Annotated in this window: 15 protein-coding genes; 7 read left to right on the forward strand and 8 right to left on the reverse strand. The window is 72.2% G+C overall.

Annotation, left to right across the window (positions count from 1 at the left end; translation table 11 throughout):
• The 4 genes from ACZ7HQ_RS06010 to ACZ7HQ_RS06025 all read right to left on the reverse strand — a co-directional run bounded on the left by ACZ7HQ_RS06010 (position 1) and on the right by ACZ7HQ_RS06025 (position 3,355).
• The gene (locus ACZ7HQ_RS06010) at positions 1 to 930 is read right to left on the reverse strand and encodes an amino acid ABC transporter permease (RefSeq protein ID WP_470985312.1); all 930 of its coding nucleotides are present in this window, start codon (positions 928 to 930) and stop codon (positions 1 to 3) included.
• Positions 927 to 1,592: an amino acid ABC transporter permease gene (locus ACZ7HQ_RS06015; RefSeq protein ID WP_470985314.1), complete on the reverse strand. Its 666-nt coding sequence runs from the start codon at positions 1,590 to 1,592 to the stop codon at positions 927 to 929. Before ACZ7HQ_RS06015 ends, ACZ7HQ_RS06010 begins: the two co-directional genes overlap by 4 nt.
• A gap of 75 nt (positions 1,593 to 1,667) precedes the next feature.
• Positions 1,668 to 2,504, reverse strand: a complete 837-nt coding sequence (locus ACZ7HQ_RS06020; RefSeq protein WP_470985317.1) for a glutamate ABC transporter substrate-binding protein — start codon at positions 2,502 to 2,504, stop codon at positions 1,668 to 1,670.
• A gap of 74 nt (positions 2,505 to 2,578) precedes the next feature.
• On the reverse strand, positions 2,579 to 3,355 hold the full coding sequence (locus ACZ7HQ_RS06025) for an amino acid ABC transporter ATP-binding protein (RefSeq protein ID WP_470985320.1): 777 nt from the start codon (positions 3,353 to 3,355) through the stop codon (positions 2,579 to 2,581).
• A gap of 289 nt (positions 3,356 to 3,644) precedes the next feature.
• Between ACZ7HQ_RS06025 and ACZ7HQ_RS06030 the strand changes: the two genes are divergently transcribed.
• A complete protein-coding gene (locus ACZ7HQ_RS06030; protein ID WP_470985322.1) occupies positions 3,645 to 4,331 on the forward strand; it encodes a response regulator transcription factor in 687 nt (228 codons plus the stop codon).
• A 9-nt stretch (positions 4,332 to 4,340) separates the two neighbouring features.
• Positions 4,341 to 5,744: a sensor histidine kinase gene (locus ACZ7HQ_RS06035; RefSeq protein ID WP_470985325.1), complete on the forward strand. Its 1,404-nt coding sequence runs from the start codon at positions 4,341 to 4,343 to the stop codon at positions 5,742 to 5,744.
• A 4-nt stretch (positions 5,745 to 5,748) separates the two neighbouring features.
• On the opposite strand, the gene ACZ7HQ_RS06040 is transcribed toward ACZ7HQ_RS06035, so the two are convergent.
• A complete protein-coding gene (locus tag ACZ7HQ_RS06040) occupies positions 5,749 to 6,747 on the reverse strand; it encodes a TAXI family TRAP transporter solute-binding subunit (protein ID WP_470985328.1) in 999 nt (332 codons plus the stop codon).
• 106 nt (positions 6,748 to 6,853) lie between these two features.
• Here ACZ7HQ_RS06040 and ACZ7HQ_RS06045 point away from each other — a divergent pair, with 106 nt between their 5' ends.
• A complete protein-coding gene (locus tag ACZ7HQ_RS06045; protein ID WP_470985330.1) occupies positions 6,854 to 7,282 on the forward strand; it encodes a pyrophosphohydrolase domain-containing protein in 429 nt (142 codons plus the stop codon).
• Here ACZ7HQ_RS06045 and ACZ7HQ_RS06050 read toward each other — a convergent pair.
• Complete coding sequence (locus ACZ7HQ_RS06050) at positions 7,279 to 8,700, reverse strand: hypothetical protein (RefSeq protein WP_470985332.1); 1,422 nt, start codon at positions 8,698 to 8,700, stop codon at positions 7,279 to 7,281. The genes ACZ7HQ_RS06045 and ACZ7HQ_RS06050 overlap by 4 nt on opposite strands.
• Positions 8,701 to 8,943: 243 nt before the next feature.
• Between ACZ7HQ_RS06050 and ACZ7HQ_RS06055 the strand changes: the two genes are divergently transcribed.
• Together ACZ7HQ_RS06055 and ACZ7HQ_RS06060 are read left to right on the forward strand one after the other, a co-directional pair.
• Complete coding sequence (locus tag ACZ7HQ_RS06055) at positions 8,944 to 9,693, forward strand: PP2C family protein-serine/threonine phosphatase (RefSeq protein WP_470985334.1); 750 nt, start codon at positions 8,944 to 8,946, stop codon at positions 9,691 to 9,693.
• A 56-nt stretch (positions 9,694 to 9,749) separates the two neighbouring features.
• The gene (locus ACZ7HQ_RS06060) at positions 9,750 to 10,028 is read left to right on the forward strand and encodes a hypothetical protein (protein ID WP_470985336.1); all 279 of its coding nucleotides are present in this window, start codon (positions 9,750 to 9,752) and stop codon (positions 10,026 to 10,028) included.
• Positions 10,029 to 10,089: 61 nt separating this feature from the next.
• On the opposite strand, the gene ACZ7HQ_RS06065 is transcribed toward ACZ7HQ_RS06060, so the two are convergent.
• Positions 10,090 to 10,515, reverse strand: coding sequence for an SRPBCC family protein (locus ACZ7HQ_RS06065; protein WP_470985337.1), 426 nt, complete (start codon positions 10,513 to 10,515; stop codon positions 10,090 to 10,092).
• Positions 10,516 to 10,615: 100 nt separating this feature from the next.
• Positions 10,616 to 15,127: a CHAT domain-containing protein gene (locus tag ACZ7HQ_RS06070; RefSeq protein WP_470985338.1), complete on the reverse strand. Its 4,512-nt coding sequence runs from the start codon at positions 15,125 to 15,127 to the stop codon at positions 10,616 to 10,618.
• A 93-nt stretch (positions 15,128 to 15,220) separates the two neighbouring features.
• Here ACZ7HQ_RS06070 and ACZ7HQ_RS06075 point away from each other — a divergent pair, with 93 nt between their 5' ends.
• Positions 15,221 to 15,577 carry a hypothetical protein gene (locus tag ACZ7HQ_RS06075; protein ID WP_470985341.1) on the forward strand — a complete coding sequence of 119 codons (357 nt, stop codon included), beginning with the start codon at positions 15,221 to 15,223 and terminating at the stop codon, positions 15,575 to 15,577.
• A 4-nt stretch (positions 15,578 to 15,581) separates the two neighbouring features.
• Positions 15,582 to 16,409: a hypothetical protein gene (locus ACZ7HQ_RS06080; RefSeq protein ID WP_470985343.1), complete on the forward strand. Its 828-nt coding sequence runs from the start codon at positions 15,582 to 15,584 to the stop codon at positions 16,407 to 16,409.
• Positions 16,410 to 16,512 lie beyond the last annotated feature (103 nt).

Consider the following 16,512-nt stretch of genomic DNA (forward strand, 5'->3'; position numbering starts at 1 on the left):
TCAGTTACCGCCGCCGAGAGAGGTGCCGCCGAGGTCCCCGGCGCCGCCGGCCCCCGTCGCCGCCGTACCCGCGATGTCCGCCACGTCCTGGAATCCCAGCACCACGCCGGTCGACTTCTTGCGCCGCCGCAGCCGGCCCTCCAGCCAGCCCGCGAACGAGGTCAGCGAGAAGTTGATGATCACGTAGATCACGCCCACGACGGTGAGAGAGGCGATGATGTTGCCGTAGTAGCCGGCCATCGTGTTGGCCGAGGCCAGCAGTTCGGGGAAGGTGAGCACCGCGCCGCCGAGGGCGGTGTCCTTCACGATGACCACCAGCTGGCTGACGATCGCCGGGAGCATCGCGGTGACCGACTGCGGCAGCAGGATGAGCCGCATGACCTGCCCCTTGCGCAGGCCGATCGCCATGGCCGCCTCGGACTGGCCCTTCGGCAGGGTGAGGATGCCCGCGCGGACGATCTCCGCGAGCACCGACGCGTTGTACAGCACCAGGCCGGTCACGACCGCGTAGAACGGACGGTCGTCCGAACTGACGTCGGTGTACTGGGCGAAGAGCGCGAGCCCGAAGATCATCAGGACCAGGACGGGGATCGCACGGAAGAACTCGACCACGATCGCGGCCGGCACGCGCACCCACACGTGGTCCGAGAGCCGGGCGATGCCGAAGACGGCACCCAGCGGAAGCGCGATGACCATCGCCAGCGCCGCCGCCTTCAGGGTGTTCCGCAGACCGGGCCAGATGTACGTCGAGTACGCCTCGGTGCTGCTGAAGAACGGCTTCCACAGGGCCCAGGCCAGCTGCCCCTTGTCGTCGAGGGCCTTGTACACCCACCACACCACGGCCCCGAAGGCGACCACGAAGAGGCCGGTGTAGAGGATGTTGCGCCGCTTGGCGCGCGGGCCCTGGGCGTCGTACAGGACCGAACTCATCGCTTCACCGCCACCTTCTTGCCGACCCAGCCGAGGATCAGCCCGGTCGGCAGGGTCAGGCAGACGAACCCGAAGGCGATGACCGCGGAGATCGCCAGCAGCTCTGCCTCGTTCTCGATCATCTTCTTCATCAGGAAGGCCGCCTCGGCCACGCCGATCGCGGCGGCCACCGTCGTGTTCTTCGTCAACGCGATCAGCACGTTGGTCAGCGGGCCGACGGCCGCGCGGAAGGCCTGCGGCAGCACGACCAGGAACAGCACCTGGGTGAAGCGCAGACCGATAGCCCGGGCGGCCTCCGCCTGGCCGACCGGCACGGTGTTGATGCCGGCCCGGATCGCCTCGCACACGAAGGTCGCGGTGTAGACGATCAGACCGAGCACGGCCAGCCGGAAGCCCTGGACCTGGAAGTCGTGTGCGCCGAGGGTGATCCCCAGCGTCTGGCTGAGGCCCAGCGAGGAGAACAGGATGATCACCGTGAGCGGGATGTTCCGCACGATGTTCACGTAGGCGGTGGCGAAACCGCGCATCAGCGGTACCGGGCCCACCCGCATGGCGGCCAGCAGAGTGCCCCAGACCAGGGAGCCCGCGGCCGACAGCAGCGTCAGCTGCACCGTCGTCCAGAAGGCTCCGAGCACGTCGTACTTGTCAAGAAAGTCGAACACGATCTCCCGCGCTTCCGCGTGTAAGGATGCCCCGGTGCGCCGCCGTCAGGAGCGGCGCACCGGGCGGAGGTTGCCTCAGCTCTTGATCTCGCCGATCTTCGGGGCGGGCTCGTTCTTGTAGTTGGCCGGGCCGAAGTTCTTCTGCACGGCCGTCTTCCAGGAACCGTCGGAGACCATGTCCTCGAGGGCCTTGTTGATCTTGGCCTTGAGGTCGCTGCCCTTCTTGACGCCGATGCCGTAGTTCTCGTTGGTCATCTTGAAGCCGCCCAGCTTGAACTTGCCCTTGAACTGGGCCTGGGAGGCGTAACCCGCGAGGATCGAGTCGTCCGTGGTGAGGGCTTCGATGGCGCCGCTCTGCAGGCCCGAGAGGCAGGCCGAGTACGTCGGGTAGGTCTGGAGGTTGGGGTTGAGACCCAGCTTGGTCTTGAGGTTCTGGGCCGAGGTCGAGCCCGCCACCGAACACAGGTTCTTGCCGTTCAGGTCCTTGGGGGACTTGATCTTGTTGTCGTCCGCCCGCAGCAACACGTCCTGGTGAGCCAGCAGGTACGGCCCCGCGAAGTCCACCTTCTGCTGACGCTCCGGCGTGATCGAGTACGTGGCGGCGATGAAGTCGACGTCGCCGCGCTGCAGCATGGTCTCGCGGTCGGCGCTCTTCGACTCCTTCCACTCGATCTGGTTGGTGCTGTAACCGAGCTTCTTGGCGATGTAGGTGGCCACGTCGACGTCGAAGCCGGCGTAACCCTGCGGGGTCTTCTGGCCGAGGCCCGGCTGGTCGAACTTGATGCCGATGGCGATCTTCTTGCCACCACCGGAGGAGCCGTTGTCGTCCTTCTTGCCGCCACCGCACGCGGTGGCGCCCACGGCGAGCGCGAGTACGGCGGCCGAGGCGGCGGTGACCTTGCGGAGCTTCATGCTGAACATCCTTCGAATGGTGAGGAACGAGGTCCGTGGGAAAAGACGACCCGGGGCGTCCGGGTGGGGCGCCGTCAGTGGTGCAGGATCTTGGACAGGAAGTCCTTGGCCCGGTCGCTGCGCGGAGCGCTGAAGAACTGGTCGGGCGCAGCCTCTTCGACGATCCGGCCGTCGGCCATGAAGACGACCCGGTTGGCAGCCGATCGCGCGAAGCCCATCTCGTGGGTGACGACGACCATGGTCATGCCCTCACGGGCGAGCTGCTGCATGACCTCGAGGACCTCGTTGATCATCTCGGGGTCGAGGGCGGAGGTCGGCTCGTCGAAGAGCATGACCTTCGGGCCCATCGCCAGCGCCCGCGCGATCGCCACGCGCTGCTGCTGGCCGCCGGACAGCTGGGCGGGGTACTTGTCGGCCTGGGTGCCCACGCCGACCCGGTCGAGCAGGGCGCGCGCCTTCTCCTCGGCCTGCTTCTTGTCGGCCTTGCGGACCTTGAGCTGTCCCAGCATCACGTTCTCGAGCACGGTCTTGTGGGCGAAGAGGTTGAAGGACTGGAAGACCATCCCGACGTCCGCCCGCAGGCGGGCCAGCTCCCTGCCCTCCTGGGGCAGGGGCTTGCCGTCGATCGTGATGGTGCCCGAGTCGACCGTCTCGAGGCGGTTGATGGTGCGGCACAGAGTCGACTTTCCGGACCCGGAGGGCCCGATGACCACGACGACCTCGCCGCGGGCGATCGTCAGGTCGATGTCCTGGAGTACGTGCAACGCGCCGAAGTGCTTGTTGACGCTCTTCAGGACGACCAGTTCGTCGGACGTGACCGTGTCTTCCTTGGTCACCGATACATTGGTCATCGCTCTCGGGCTCCGTCCTCCTCGGTTTCGGTGGACAGTAGTGAGCGGCTGTGACCTGCGTCATCACATCTGAGGGAGATCTGAGCATCACGATCCGATAGCAATCGGACACGTGTCGTAGCACTTGCCCCCCGTGTGAGTATCGGCCGGATAACGGAACCGACAGGCAACCGGAACGCTCTTGACGCCGTCCTTGTCCATCGGCGTCACTGCCATGGTGCACGCGCGCGTGGGCTACTCGCCGCGCGAGAACGCAGACCGTACGACCGCTGAAGCGGAGGGGGCCGGGATGAGACTGCTGCTCGTCGAGGACGACAACCATGTCGCCGCGGCCCTGTCGGCCGTACTCGCGCGACACGGCTTCGACGTCACCCACGCGCGCAGCGGCGAGGAGGCCCTCCAGGCACTCGTCCCGGAGGGCGCCGGCTTCGGCGTGGTCCTGCTCGACCTGGGCCTGCCCGACCAGGACGGCTACGAGGTCTGCGGCAAGATACGCAAGCGCACCAGCACCCCGGTGATCATGGTCACCGCGCGCTCCGACGTCCGCTCCCGGATCCACGGGCTCAACCTGGGCGCCGACGACTACGTGGTGAAGCCGTACGACACCGGCGAACTGCTCGCCCGCATCCACGCCGTCAGCCGGCGCACCGTCCACGAGGACCCGGCGGCCGGCGGCGAGAGCGCCCTGCACCTCGGTGCCGTACGCATCGAACTGCCCACCCGGCAGGTCACCGTGGACGGCTCGGTCGTCCAGCTGACCCGCAAGGAGTTCGACCTGCTCGCCCTGCTCGCGCAGCGCCCCGGCGTGGTCTTCCGGCGGGAACAGATCATCAGTGAGGTCTGGCGCACCAGTTGGGAGGGCACCGGCCGCACCCTGGAGGTGCACGTCGCCTCCCTGCGCGCCAAACTGCGCATGCCCGCGCTGATCGAGACCGTACGCGGCGTCGGCTACCGGCTCGTCGCCCCGGCCGCCTAGCGGGGACGGGTGCGCACACGGCTCCTGCCGCTGCTCATCGTCCTGATGGCGGCCGTCCTCCTCGCCCTCGGGCTTCCGCTCGCCATCAGCCTGGCCGCCGCCCAGCAGCAGAAGGTCGTCGTCGACCGCATCGACGACACGGCACGCTTCGCGGCGCTCGCCCAGTTCGTCACCGCCGGACCCAGCGGATCACACCGCACCGGCACCGACGAGCGCCTGCAGGCCCTGCGCAGCGAGCTGCGCAGCTACTACGGCGTCTACGGCATCCGCGCGGGCGTCTTCTACCGCAACGGCTCGGCGATGGCCAACGCGCCCGACGACTGGTTCGTACCGCGGACCGGGGAGGTGCGGGAGGCCTTCGACGAGTCGCTGCTCAGCCGGCGCAGCCATGACCCGAAGCAGGTGTGGCCCTGGCAGCGCAGCCGGCTGATCGTCGCCTCGCCGGTGATCCGGGACGGGGACGTCGTGGCGGTCGTGGTCACCGACTCGCCCACCGGCCAGATGCGTTCGCGGATCCTGCGCGGCTGGCTCGTCATCGGGGCCGGGGAGAGCGCGGCGATGCTGCTGGCCGTCGGCGCGGCGCTGCGGCTGACCGGCTGGGTGCTCAGGCCGGTCCGGGTCCTGGACGCCACCACCCACGACATCGCCACCGGTCGGCTGAAGTCCCGGGTCGCGGTCGCCGGCGGCCCGCCGGAACTCAGACGGCTGGCCCGTTCGTTCAACGAGATGGCGGACAACGTCGAGGACGTGCTGGAGCAGCAGCGCGCCTTCGTCGCGGACGCCTCGCACCAGTTGCGCAACCCGCTCTCGGCGCTGCTGCTGCGCATCGAACTGCTCGCCCTCGAACTGCCGGAGGGCAACGAGGAGATCGCCTCGGTCCGCACCGAGGGCAAGCGCCTCGCGCAGGTCCTGGACGACCTGCTCGACCTGGCGCTGGCCGAGCACGCCGAAGCGGACCTGGCGCTGACCGACGTCGGCGCGCTCACCGAGGAGCGGGTCGCCGCGTGGTCGCCGGCCGCCGGCGTCAAGGGCGTCCGGCTGACCGGGGACTGCCCGCCCACGACGGCCTGGGCGGACCCCATCGCCCTGTCCAGCGCCCTGGACGCGGTGATCGACAACGCCGTGAAGTTCACCCCCGAGGGCGGCACGGTGGAGGTCGCCGTCACCGCCGACGGCGACCTGTGCACGGTCGTCGTCACCGACAGCGGGCCGGGCCTGACCGACGAGGAACTCGCGCGCGTGGGCGACCGGTTCTGGCGCAGCGGCCGCCACCAGAACGTCAGGGGCTCGGGCCTGGGCCTGTCCATCGTGCGTGCGTTGCTCGCGCCGGGGGGCGGCTCGATCGCATACGCCCACCACGAACCGCGCGGGCTGCGGGTGACCGTGACGGTGCCGCGGGACGGCCAGCCGTGACGGCCTACGGCTTCATCGAGCGGTAGTAGCGTCTGGCGCCCTCCTGCAGGGGCAGGGGGTCGGTGTAGATGGCCGTGCGCAGGTCGACCAGTTGGGCGGAGTGGACGTGCGCGCCGATGCCGTCGCGGCTCTTGATGACGGTGCGGGTCACCCACTCGGTCAGCCGGGGGTCGACGTCCGTGCGGGTCATCAGGAGGTTGGACACGGCGATCGTCGGGACCTCGCTGCCCTGCTGAACGGCGGGGTAGGCCGACTCGGGGATGTTGGTGGCCCGGTAGTAGCGCGCCGCCCGGCCCTCGCCGTGCAGCTTGGTGACGAGATCGCCCTCGATCGGCAGGAACTTGAAGGCGGACTTCTTCGCCAGCGCGACCAGTCCCTTGGTGGGCAGACCGCCCGACCAGAAGAAGGCGTCGATCCTGTGCTGCTCCAGCTGGTCGGGCCCGGTGTCGATGCCGTCCGCGACCGGGGTGATGTCCTTGCGCGGATCGATGCCGGCGGCCTTCAGCACCCGGTCGGCGATGAGCCGCACCCCGGAGTCGGACAGCCCGGTCGCCACCCGCTTGTGCCTGAGGTCCGCGATGCTTCTGATGCTCGAGTCGCTGCGCACCACGAGGTGCACGTAGTCGTCGTAGAGCCGGGCGACCCCGCGCAGCCGGCCGGCACCGCTGCCGTGCCGCAGTTCGTACGCCTCGACCGCGTCGGCCGCCGCGATGGTGAAGTCGGCCCTGCCGGTCGCCACCCGCTGCACGTTCTCCTGCGAGCCGGCGCTGTTGAGCAGCTTCACCTTCAGGTCGGGCATGTCCTTGGCGAACTCGGCGCGCAGCCGCTCGCCGTACTCCTGGTAGACCCCGCGGGGCGTGCCCGTGCTGAAGACGATCGTGCCGCTCGGCGGCTTCTCGCCCAGCGGCAGCAGCCACCACAGCAGCAGTCCGAGCACCACGGCACCGGCGGCCGCGGCCGGCAGCGCCCGGCGCCTGCTGATACGGGGGAACACCTTGGACATGCGGTGATCCTGCCAGGCCGGGAGCGCGGCTGGCCAGGGCCGGGGTCGCTACGGGGCCCGGAGGCGGACGACGGGCTCTGTCAGCGGCGGCCGTTACAGTCGTCGCATGAGCACTTCTCCCGCCGACCTCGTCCGAGAGTTCCACCGCGCCTTCGGCCTCGACGCCCGCAGTACGCCGACGGAGGTGGACCCCCAACTGGCCTCGCACCGTGGGGAACTGCTCGCCGAGGAGGCGGCGGAGGTCGCCGAGGTCGCGGTCGACGGCCCGCTGGACAGACTCGCGCACGAACTGGCCGACGTGGTCTACGTGGCGTACGGCACCGCTCTGGTCCACGGCATCGACCTCGACCAGGTGATCGCCGAGATCCACCGGGCCAACATGAGCAAGCTCGGCCCGGACGGACAGGTCGCCCGCCGGGCCGACGGCAAGGTCCTCAAGGGGGAGCACTACCGGGCGCCGGACGTGTCGTCCGTCCTGCGCCGCCAGGGTTGGACACCGGCGGCGCAGGACAGTTCCCCGCGGGCCGGCGCCTAGAAGGTGCCGCCCGCCAGCTTCCACTCGCGGTTCAGGGCGCCCAGCGGGATGCTCCGCTGGATGACCGGCGTACCGAAGACGGACAGCTGGAGCCGTAGCGTCCCGGACAGGTCGACCCCGCCGTACACATCCCAGGAGCCCTCGGTCTTCGCACCGTCGCCGGCGGAGGAGGCGGAGACGGTGCCGGAGGCCTCGCCGCGCAGATACGGCGCCAGGTCGGCGGTGACGCCGACGGCGCCGTAGAGGCCGACGGAGGCCTCGGCGCCGAGTGCCGTCTTCACGGTCCCGGCGGTGCTGACGGAGGCGTGCACGGGCGTGCTCGTCATGTCCGAGGAGCTGACCGGCGTCCAGCCCCTGGCCGGGCCGAAGGTGCCGCCCGCCTTGAAGTCGCCCTTGAGGCTCTGCTCGACGTCGACGGTGACCTTTCCGTCGCCGCTGATCTGGAAGTAGCAGGTCAGGTCGAGGTTGACGACGACGGGGACGGGACCGACCTGGAGGACCGGGTCGGCGTGCAGCTTGGCGAACGGGATCCGCAGCGCGCTGCCGGTGGTCGCGGCGGCCCGCCCCTTGACCGCCCAGCCGGAGGTCCAGTCGCCGGACACGCCGAGGTAGGCGGAGCCGGGCGGCGCCTCGGTGCCGGCGCCGCCGTAGGTGAAGTCGACCTGCGGGGCGACCTGGACGAATCCGTTCACCGAGGCGGTGGCCGAGACCGGGGCGTCCTGGGCCGTCGGGATGCCGGCGCTCACGTCGAGGCGCAGGCTGCCCAGCGGCACCGACGCGCCCTTGGGGCCGACGTGCACGTCGCCGGCCTTCGCCCAGGACACCTTCACATCGGGGAGCAGCTTGTCGACGGTGAAGGACGACGGGTCGACCGGCACCTCACCCTTCGCCGTCTCGTCACCGAGCAGCGCGTTGAGCGTGGCCGGTTCCGTCTGCACCTCGGTGCCCCGGCCCGTCTCACCGACCACCTTGGTGACCTTGGCGAGCAGTCCGTGCGGGGCCCCGGGCGCGGGCGCACTGGCGATCACGTCGCCGACGGCGGCCCTGTGCGGGGTGCCGGAGGGGGCGGGGGAGGGAGAGGTGCGTGAACTGCCCCCGGCTGCGGGCTTGTCGGCGAGCACGGCCCGCCGGGTGTGGCTGTCGTAGGAGCTGACGGCGAGCGCCGTCTTGTGGGCGCGCCGCCCGGAACCGGCCGGTCCCGCCGTGGCGGTCGCGGTGTGGGCGGGAGCGGCGGCGACGGCGAGCGAGTGGTCCGTGCCCTTGGCGGGTGTGCCGGCGGCCGTGACCTGCGGGCCGTGCCCGGCGGCCGCCGACGGTTCGGCGTGCGGTGCGGACGAGGAGCAGGCCGAGGCGAGGAAGAGCGCGGTCACGGCGAAGGCGGGCAGCAGGGCACGTCTGTGCCGCATGCGTCTGCGCATGGAGGGTCCTGTGTGGAGTGGGGGGTGGCAGAGAGGTACCGGGTGAGTGGGCTACTGAGAGGTAGAACCAGCCGGTAACTCGTGACGAGCCATGAGCATGCCATGACCCTGTGCAGGGCCCCTCACAAACCAGCCACAATTCAACGTGACCTGTGCCACGGCGAGTTCAGGTCAGCGGGACCGGAAGTGCCGAGGAGCGCCTACCCTGGAGCCATACCGACTCTCACCAGGCGGTGCGGTTCCATGCGGTACGTGGCGGTGAGCGCGCTGAGCCATCCCGGGTTGCTCCGCGAACGGAACGAGGACAGCCTCGTGATCGGGCCGTGGACCCTGTGTGCCACGGTCACGGAGAGTCCGCAGACCCTGGCCTTCCCGATCGGCACGCCCCTTGTCGTCGCCGTCGCCGACGGGCTCGGCGGGCATCCTGGCGGTGACGTGGCCAGCGCCCTGGTGGTCCGCCGGATCGCGTCCGTCGGACCCACCCTGAGCAGCGAGGACGCCGTCCGCGACGCCTTGGACTCCTGCAATCGCGCCGTGTACGAGGCCGCCGGCGGCGACGCGGGAGGAGAGCTCGCGGCCATGGGGACGACGATCGCCGGCACCGTCGTACAGCCCGGCTCGCTGCTGGTGTTCAACGTGGGCGACAGCCGGGTCTTCGCGGCCTCCCCCGACGGGCTGCGCCAGGTGAGCGTCGACGACAGCCCCCCGCTCGAACCCGGGCGGCGTACCACGTCCCTCGTCACCCAGTGCCTGGGCGGCAGCCGCTCGTACCGGGCCGTCCGCCCTCATGTGACGGCCGCGCCCCTGTCTCCCGGCGACCGCTACCTCATCTGCACCGACGGTCTGACCGATCCCCTGCCGCAGGATGCACTCGATGAGGTGATGCGGGAGTCCGACGACGGCCGGGCGGCCTTCGAGCTGTGGAAGGCCGCCATCGGGGCGGGCGGCCCCGACAACATCACCCTGGCGGTCGTACGCGTCGCGGACGCGTAGCGGACTCCTCCGGCGGAGCGCCACGCCTCGGCCTCGCGACCGCCTACGGTGGAGACATGACCGAGATCGTCGTCTACGAAGTCGACAAGGCGGTGGCAACGCGCTCCTCGGCCGGCTCGACGAGCGGCGTGGAACGGCGCGTCCGCAGGGTGCACGTGGCTCCCGCGGCCCCGGACTCGCACACCGTCGCGGGACCGCGGACCCTCTGCGGCAAGGACACCTTCGCGATGGAGACGTCCGGCCGGCAGCCCTGCGAACACCCCGGAGCGCCCTGGTATCCCGAGGAGTACGCGTCCCTGGTCTGCCCGGAGTGCGACGCGGTGCTCGAGGTCTGACCGGAGCACCCGCCGCCCGGCAGGCCGCCGGGCATCCGTGGGCCCCCCGTGTTCCGGCCGCTCAGCCGCGTTCCACGTACTCCTTGAAGTGCTCCAGATCGCTGCGCACGAGGCGTTGGATCGCGTTGGTCTGGGCGAACCCCTTGGGCCCGCCGAAGGTGTCATGGACGGTGCCGGGGTCGTACTCCAGCCGTGCCTGGATCCGGGTGTGGTTCTGGTCGATCGGCAGAACCGAGAAGGAACCCGTCAGCTCGGGGGCGCTCGTGGTCAGCCACTCCATCACGCGTCCGCCGCGGTCGGAGAGCTCGGCCTCGATCTCCCGGGCCCGGCCGCCAGCCTCGACGTCCAGGTGTGCTCGGCCCCCCGCCTCCGTACGGGCGCCCCGCACCCCGTCCACGAAGCGCGGATAGTTCTCCACTCGGTGAAGCGTCTCCCAGGCCTTGTCGACCGGAACCCCGACGTCGACGTGCAGCTCGAGGGTGCTCATGGCTCACCTCCATGTGCGGCTCATGGCGCATGCCCTTCCGCTTCCAGTGTGGCGCCGGGCAGGAGGGGAGACGAGCCGGGACGGCGCTCTTCCGGCAGAGTCAGACGCCCGCGTGCACGTAGGCCGCCCAGACATGGGGCCGGCTCGGTGCCCGGCGCCTGAGCTCTCGGACGCTGTGGTGCAGGGCGTGCGCGGAAGCGGCGAAACCGAGGCTCGCCGTGCGGCGGTAGAAGTCCCGGGAGACCCGGTCCGCGTGTGTACTGTCGATCTCCCAGAGCGTGCCGACCGCGGTGGGGAACCCGGCGAGCAGGAAGGCGCTCGTGATGTGGATGGCCTCGTCGCTGAGCCGCTCGGCGGTGCGCGCGGTACCGCAGGCCGCGAGGAAGGCGAGCCGTGCGGCCCGCGGCTGCGCGCGGCAGATCTCGAGGACGGACAGCGGCTCCCCGCTGGGCAGCCGCAGGAGGCCGCCGGACGGCTCCGCGGGGTCGGTCGCCGCGTGGCAGCCGAAGTGCGCCCAGGCCGCCCCGCCCAGCGCGGGCAGGACGGCCGCACGGGTCGCGGCGGCGCCGACCAGCGGCTCCGGCGCCTTGAACAGCCCGGCGGCATAGCGGGCCGCGGCCGCGACGCCGGGCAGGTCCTCCTCGGGCGAGGCGACCAGCAGGGCGCTGTCCGCGCCGACGGTGCCGCGGTGCTCGGCCCGGCTGCGCGCGTAGGCGAGGGTCTGGAAACCGGGCACGTACGACGACACCACGGCATCGAGGGCCGCGCCGCAGCCGTCGAGGTCGCAGTCGGGCCCCGTGCACTGGGCCGCGTGCAACGGCAGGGTGTTGAAGGCACCCGTGGGCACCCACCAGATCCGCGGCCACGGCCCGCCCTCGTCAACGGGTGTGGCCGCTCCCACGAGTTCCAGGACGGGACGCACGATCTTGTGCCAGGTCCAGGCCAGCGTCCGGCGGACCTCTGCCCCGGCCCCGATCAGTTCGGCCGGGGAACGCCTGGCCGGGCCCTGCGCGTTGATGACCTCGACGGCCTCACGCAGCCGCCGGGCCGCATCGGCGGTCTCCTCGGCCTTGGGTTCGAGGATCAGCGAGGTGATCGACCGGTCCGTCACGACGACGGCGTGAGTCAGCCGCCGGCCGTGGTTGAGCACGACGATCGGTCCGTCCGTCGCGAGGGCACGCAGCTGCTCGGCGGTCAGCGGACGCAGGAAGCCGTCGAACCCGGCTTCGGCGCGAATGCGGTCGATGAGCTCGTCCAGGGCACCCGAGGTGCGGAACTTCTCGAACCGGACGCGCTCGGCGTCGCCCGGTGCCACCGGCGTGTGCTCGGCGGCGAGCCGGTCCGTCAGCGTCTCGAACTCGCGCGCCAGGTCCGGGTGGGCCAGGCGCAACGCGCCGAGATCGGCGCGGGACTCGATCCGCCGGGACAACAGGAGGCCGCGGCCGCGCTCCAGCAACTCGGCGGCGCGGTCGACGTCCGGGCCGGTGACGCTGTGGTCGGGGACGAAGGGCTCCAACGGGATGGCCGGCAGGGGCTCACCGCTTCTGGCCGCGGTGACGAGCCGTTCCAGCTGCTCCACGCGTTCCTCCAGGAGCGCGTGGGTCCTGACGCCGCCGTCGCGGAGGAAGAGCCCCACGAGGATCAACTCGACGACCGCCCGGATGTCTCCCTCGAACGACGTCAGGCCGTGCTCGGCGGACCGCTGGTCGCTGCCCCGGTCGGTGAGGCCCGGCAGCAGCTCCACAGCGGCTTCCAGGTGGGACAGAGCCCGCTCGATGTCCGGTCGCGGCCCGCGCAGCGCGCCCGCCGCCGAGCCGAGTTCCCCGTGCGCCCGGATCAGCACCGGGACCCGCGCATCGCGGTGCGCGCCCGGATCGTCCACACCGGCAAGGCGGTTGCGCAACGGCGCCAGCAGCGGCTCCATGATCGCCTCGAAGGGGCTCGCCGGTGCCGCGGGCGGGGGGCCGGGCGTCCGCCCCGGCGAGATCGGCGGCAGGTGCCCCGGGCCCGCGACGCCGAGGGCGGCCATCGCGAACAGGGGGCGCAGCACGTCGGCCCAGCCGTCGCCCGCCTCCGGACCGAGGGCGTCGATCAGATGGCCGGCCTCGGCCATCAGGCTCCCGGCGCGCTCCGGATCGGTGTCGCGGATGTCCAGGGCGCGCATGGCCAGCACCCGCTGGAGCGTCATGGCGGCGAAGATCCGCATCCGATGGCCGGGCGGGCACTCCGCGAATCTCCGGCGGCACCGGTCGACCAGGTCGTCCGTGACGCCCGAGGCGGGGCCGCCGCCCGGCCCTACGCTGTCGACGAGGTCCTCCAGGGCGTCGCCCATGAGGTCCAGCCCCAGCGACCGGTCCGCCTCGGTGAGCGGACCACCGCCGAGCTCCTTGATGCGCCGCGCGATCTCCCGGGCCCGGTCCAGCTGATCCGGTTCGTGGCCGAAGACGTAGAGCTGCAGGGCGTTGTGGAACTCCATGTGGGCCGCCATGACGGTCCGGGCCAGGTCGGTCGGCTCGTCGGCGCCTCCGCCGGCCGCGGGGTCTGTGGGGCCTGCGGGGCATGTGGGGGCCGCGGGGCCCACGGGGGCGGTGGGCGCTTCAGGGGCCGTCCGCGCATCCGTTCCGGACCGGTCCCGTGCCGCGGCGAGCAGCGCCGCCGCCTCTCGTGCCGCGCCGGTGTCGAGGCGGGTGGCCGATATGACCGTGAGCGCCTGGGCGAGGACCTGGTCGGTGTTCGCGGGCAGGTCCGAGGCGTGCGCGCAGGCGTAGCGCAGCGCGGGCACGGCCTCTTCGTAGAGGGTGGGATCGCCCAGAGCGGCCGCACGGGAGGACAGCGCGCTGCCCAGCGCGGCGGACAGGTAGGCCCGCTGTTCGGTGTCGTCCTCACCGAGCTCGTCGAGCAGCTCCCGCATGATCGCGATGCTGGACTCGAGCTGCTCGGGGCTGTCCAGGCGGACGTCGGCCATACGGACCAGCTGGGAGACCAGACCGGCGATCTCCGGGTCGGCCCTGCCGTCCGGTTCGCCGGTGACGACCGTGAGCGCGGCGATGGGCAGAGCGGCGTCGTAACTGCCGTTCCTGAGCAGGCGGACCAGATGCAGGCCGTCCGGAGCCGCGGTCGCGGCCTGTTCGGCCAGCGAGCGGGCCTCCGCGTCGAGCCGGGCCGCCCGGACGGATCCGGACTCCCGCAGTTCCCGGGCCCGCAGGCCCGTCAGAGCCGCCAGCACGGCGACACAGGCGTAGCGCTGGGGCTCGTCGTCGGGCACCGCGGACAGGGCGGTGCGGTACCGGGCTATCTGCTGGTCGGAGACCGTGCCCGTGGTGAACGAGACGAGGAGGCCGGTCGTTTCGAGGGCGATGTCCGGGAGCGCGCCCTGCTGCGCGGCCTGTTCCCTGAGGCGGTCGACCAGGCGGCCCGTGGCCTCGGGACTTTCCCCCAGCTCTTGCAGCTCGCCCAGAACGTCGCGGACCTGCCGCTGCATGTCGCTCGCGATGTCCGCGCCGACGAGGGCGGTCAGCTCGTCACCCGAGCCGAGGGCGCTCAGCAGATCGCTCACGGCAACGGCGGCGAGCAGGTCCGCCGCCTCGCGAGCAGCCTCGGCGTCCCCCCGCTCCCGGGCCAGCGCGTCGAGCGCCCCGCTCAGGGCGACCGTGACGAGGGCGTGGGCCGGCTGGCCGGCCTGGACATGACCGAGGGCCCTGCGCAGCCGGCGTACGGCGCAGGCGATGCGGCCCGCGTCGTGCTCCCGTGCTCCCGCCCCGGCCACGGCCATCCCGACGCGCAGGTCCGTCCGTCCCGTCCAGGCGTCGGGTTCCGCGTGCAGTTCGCGCAGGGACCGCAGTCCCTCCGTGACCTGAGGGACAAGCGCGCCCTCGGGTGCGATCGCGACCAGTCGTTCGACCTCGCAGAGCGACGGTTCCCCGAGCAGGCGGGCCGCGTCCACCACGGTCGCCAGGGCGAGCGCCACGGCGTCGGCCGCGGCCGGGCCGTGGGCGTCCGGCCCCAGCGAGGGCAACCGCTCACACGCCGTCCGCCCGTGCCGTGCCGCCGCGGCCAGTGCCTCCGGATCCGCCGTCAGCTGGAACCGCACCAGCTCGATCCCGAGGGCCTGCAGCGCCACCTCGACCAGCCCCGTGTGCTCCTCGGGCAACAGGCTCCGTGCCGTGTCGGACCACGCGAGCGCACGAGCGACAGCCGCCAGCCGGTCGGGCTCGGCCGTGTCCGGTTCGTTGAGCAGGCCCCCGTGAGCCGAGCTCACCAGGTACGCGAACCGCGCGTCGTGGGCCGGATCGGCGGCGTCGAAGGCCTCCTGCAGGGGTGGCGGGAACGGGACCTCCTGCGGGACCCGCGGCCGCAGGAAGCCGAACGCGCCGGCGGCGATCGTCATGTTCTGCTGCGCGTCCGGGTCGTCCGGGCCCAGGTGGCGGAACCAGAACGTCCAGAAGACCGCGGCGACCGAGTCCAGGTCGACGGACTCCTCCGGCGCCGGAGCGGCCTCACGCAGCAGGGCCAGCGCGTCGTCGACCGCGTCCGGTGCGCGCAGGAGCGCGGGATCGCGGCTTTCCTGCGCTGCCAGCAGGCGGGCGACGACTCGTTCCCGAAGCTCGCTCATCGCCCCTATAGTAATTTGATTCCACGTCAAAGAGCACTGGTTTCAGCGCAGTTGGGGTGGCACACGTTGGGTCGTGGGACCAAAGCGCAGAGGTTGTACGAGGACGCCGTCGCATACGCGTGCAGCAACGCCGGCATGCTGCGCGAACTGATCGGCCCCGCCCACTGGGACGCCCCGTTCGCGGTCGTCCGGGACGGAGAGCCGGCCACGGCGGCATGGTGTGACGCCGTGCGTGCGCTGCACGACGCGGCCGAGGCGGCCGGCATTCCCGGTGGCCTCGGCCTGCGCTCCACGATGGGCGTCGGCGAGTGGCCGCCCGAGTCCACGCCGAGGTCGACCGGCTGGGTCTGCCCCACGGGCCGCTGCAGCCGGGTCGACCTGCAGGAGGAGACGGCCCCCGAAGCGGCGGTCTGCGCCCTGGTCGACGGGCCGATGCGCAGGGTGGACTGAGGCGGTGGGGCTGCTCCTCGAACTCCAGAAACGCATCCCCGACGGATGGCTCCTGCGCCGGCTGCTGCCGGCCCTGCTCTTCGTCGTGGTCGCCGCCGTGGGGGGCGGCCGACTCGGCCAGCGCGACTGGGACGACATCGGGCTCGCCCACCGGCAGATCGCCGGGGCGCTCCGGCTGCGCGGCGGCCTCACCGCCGACGGCGCCGCGACTCTCGTGCTCGTCGCCGCTGCCGCGGTGGCCGTCGCGCTGGCGATCCCCTTCGCCGCCGACGGCGTCGGCGCCCTGACCGCGGGAGCCTGGCCCTGGTGGCTGACCCCGCTGGGGCGGCGGCTGACCCGGTGGCGCGCCCGGCGCTGGGCGCCGCCCCAGGAGATCGGGAGGGAGGCCGTGCGGGCCCGCGCCGCGGGACGGGAGCTGCGCGCCGCCCGTCTCGACGCGCGCAGGGCCCGCACGGCACCGGTCGCCCCCGCAGGTCCCACGTGGTGCGGCGACCGGCTCCGCGCGGCCGAGGGCCGCGTCAGAACGGCGACGGGAACCGACCTCGCCGCCGAGTGGACCAGGCTGCTCCTCACGGTGCCCGACACCGACCGCGCCGCTCTGAGCGAGGCCCGCGCCGCCTACCAGGCATCCTGCGAAGCCGTCGCGTGGAGCGCGGGGTTCACCGCGGTCGGCATCTGGTGGTGGCCGGCGGGAGCGGGCGGGGTCGTCCTCTCGCTGGCGTCCTGGCGGTCGTTGCGCCGCGCGGTGGACGGACTGTGCCGTACCAGCGAGGCGGTCGCCGCCCTCCACCACGAGCCGGGGCCCCGGCCGGTCCCACCCGGCCGTCGGTGACCGTCACGCTCCGCACGTGCGGAGGGGCGCCGGCGGCACCGGCCGGGGCGGCCGGCGCCGGGGAGCGGGGGAGGGCCTGCACGAGGTGGCACCCCACTCCGGG

The sequence above is a fragment of the Streptomyces sp. NPDC037290 genome, from assembly GCF_055603245.1.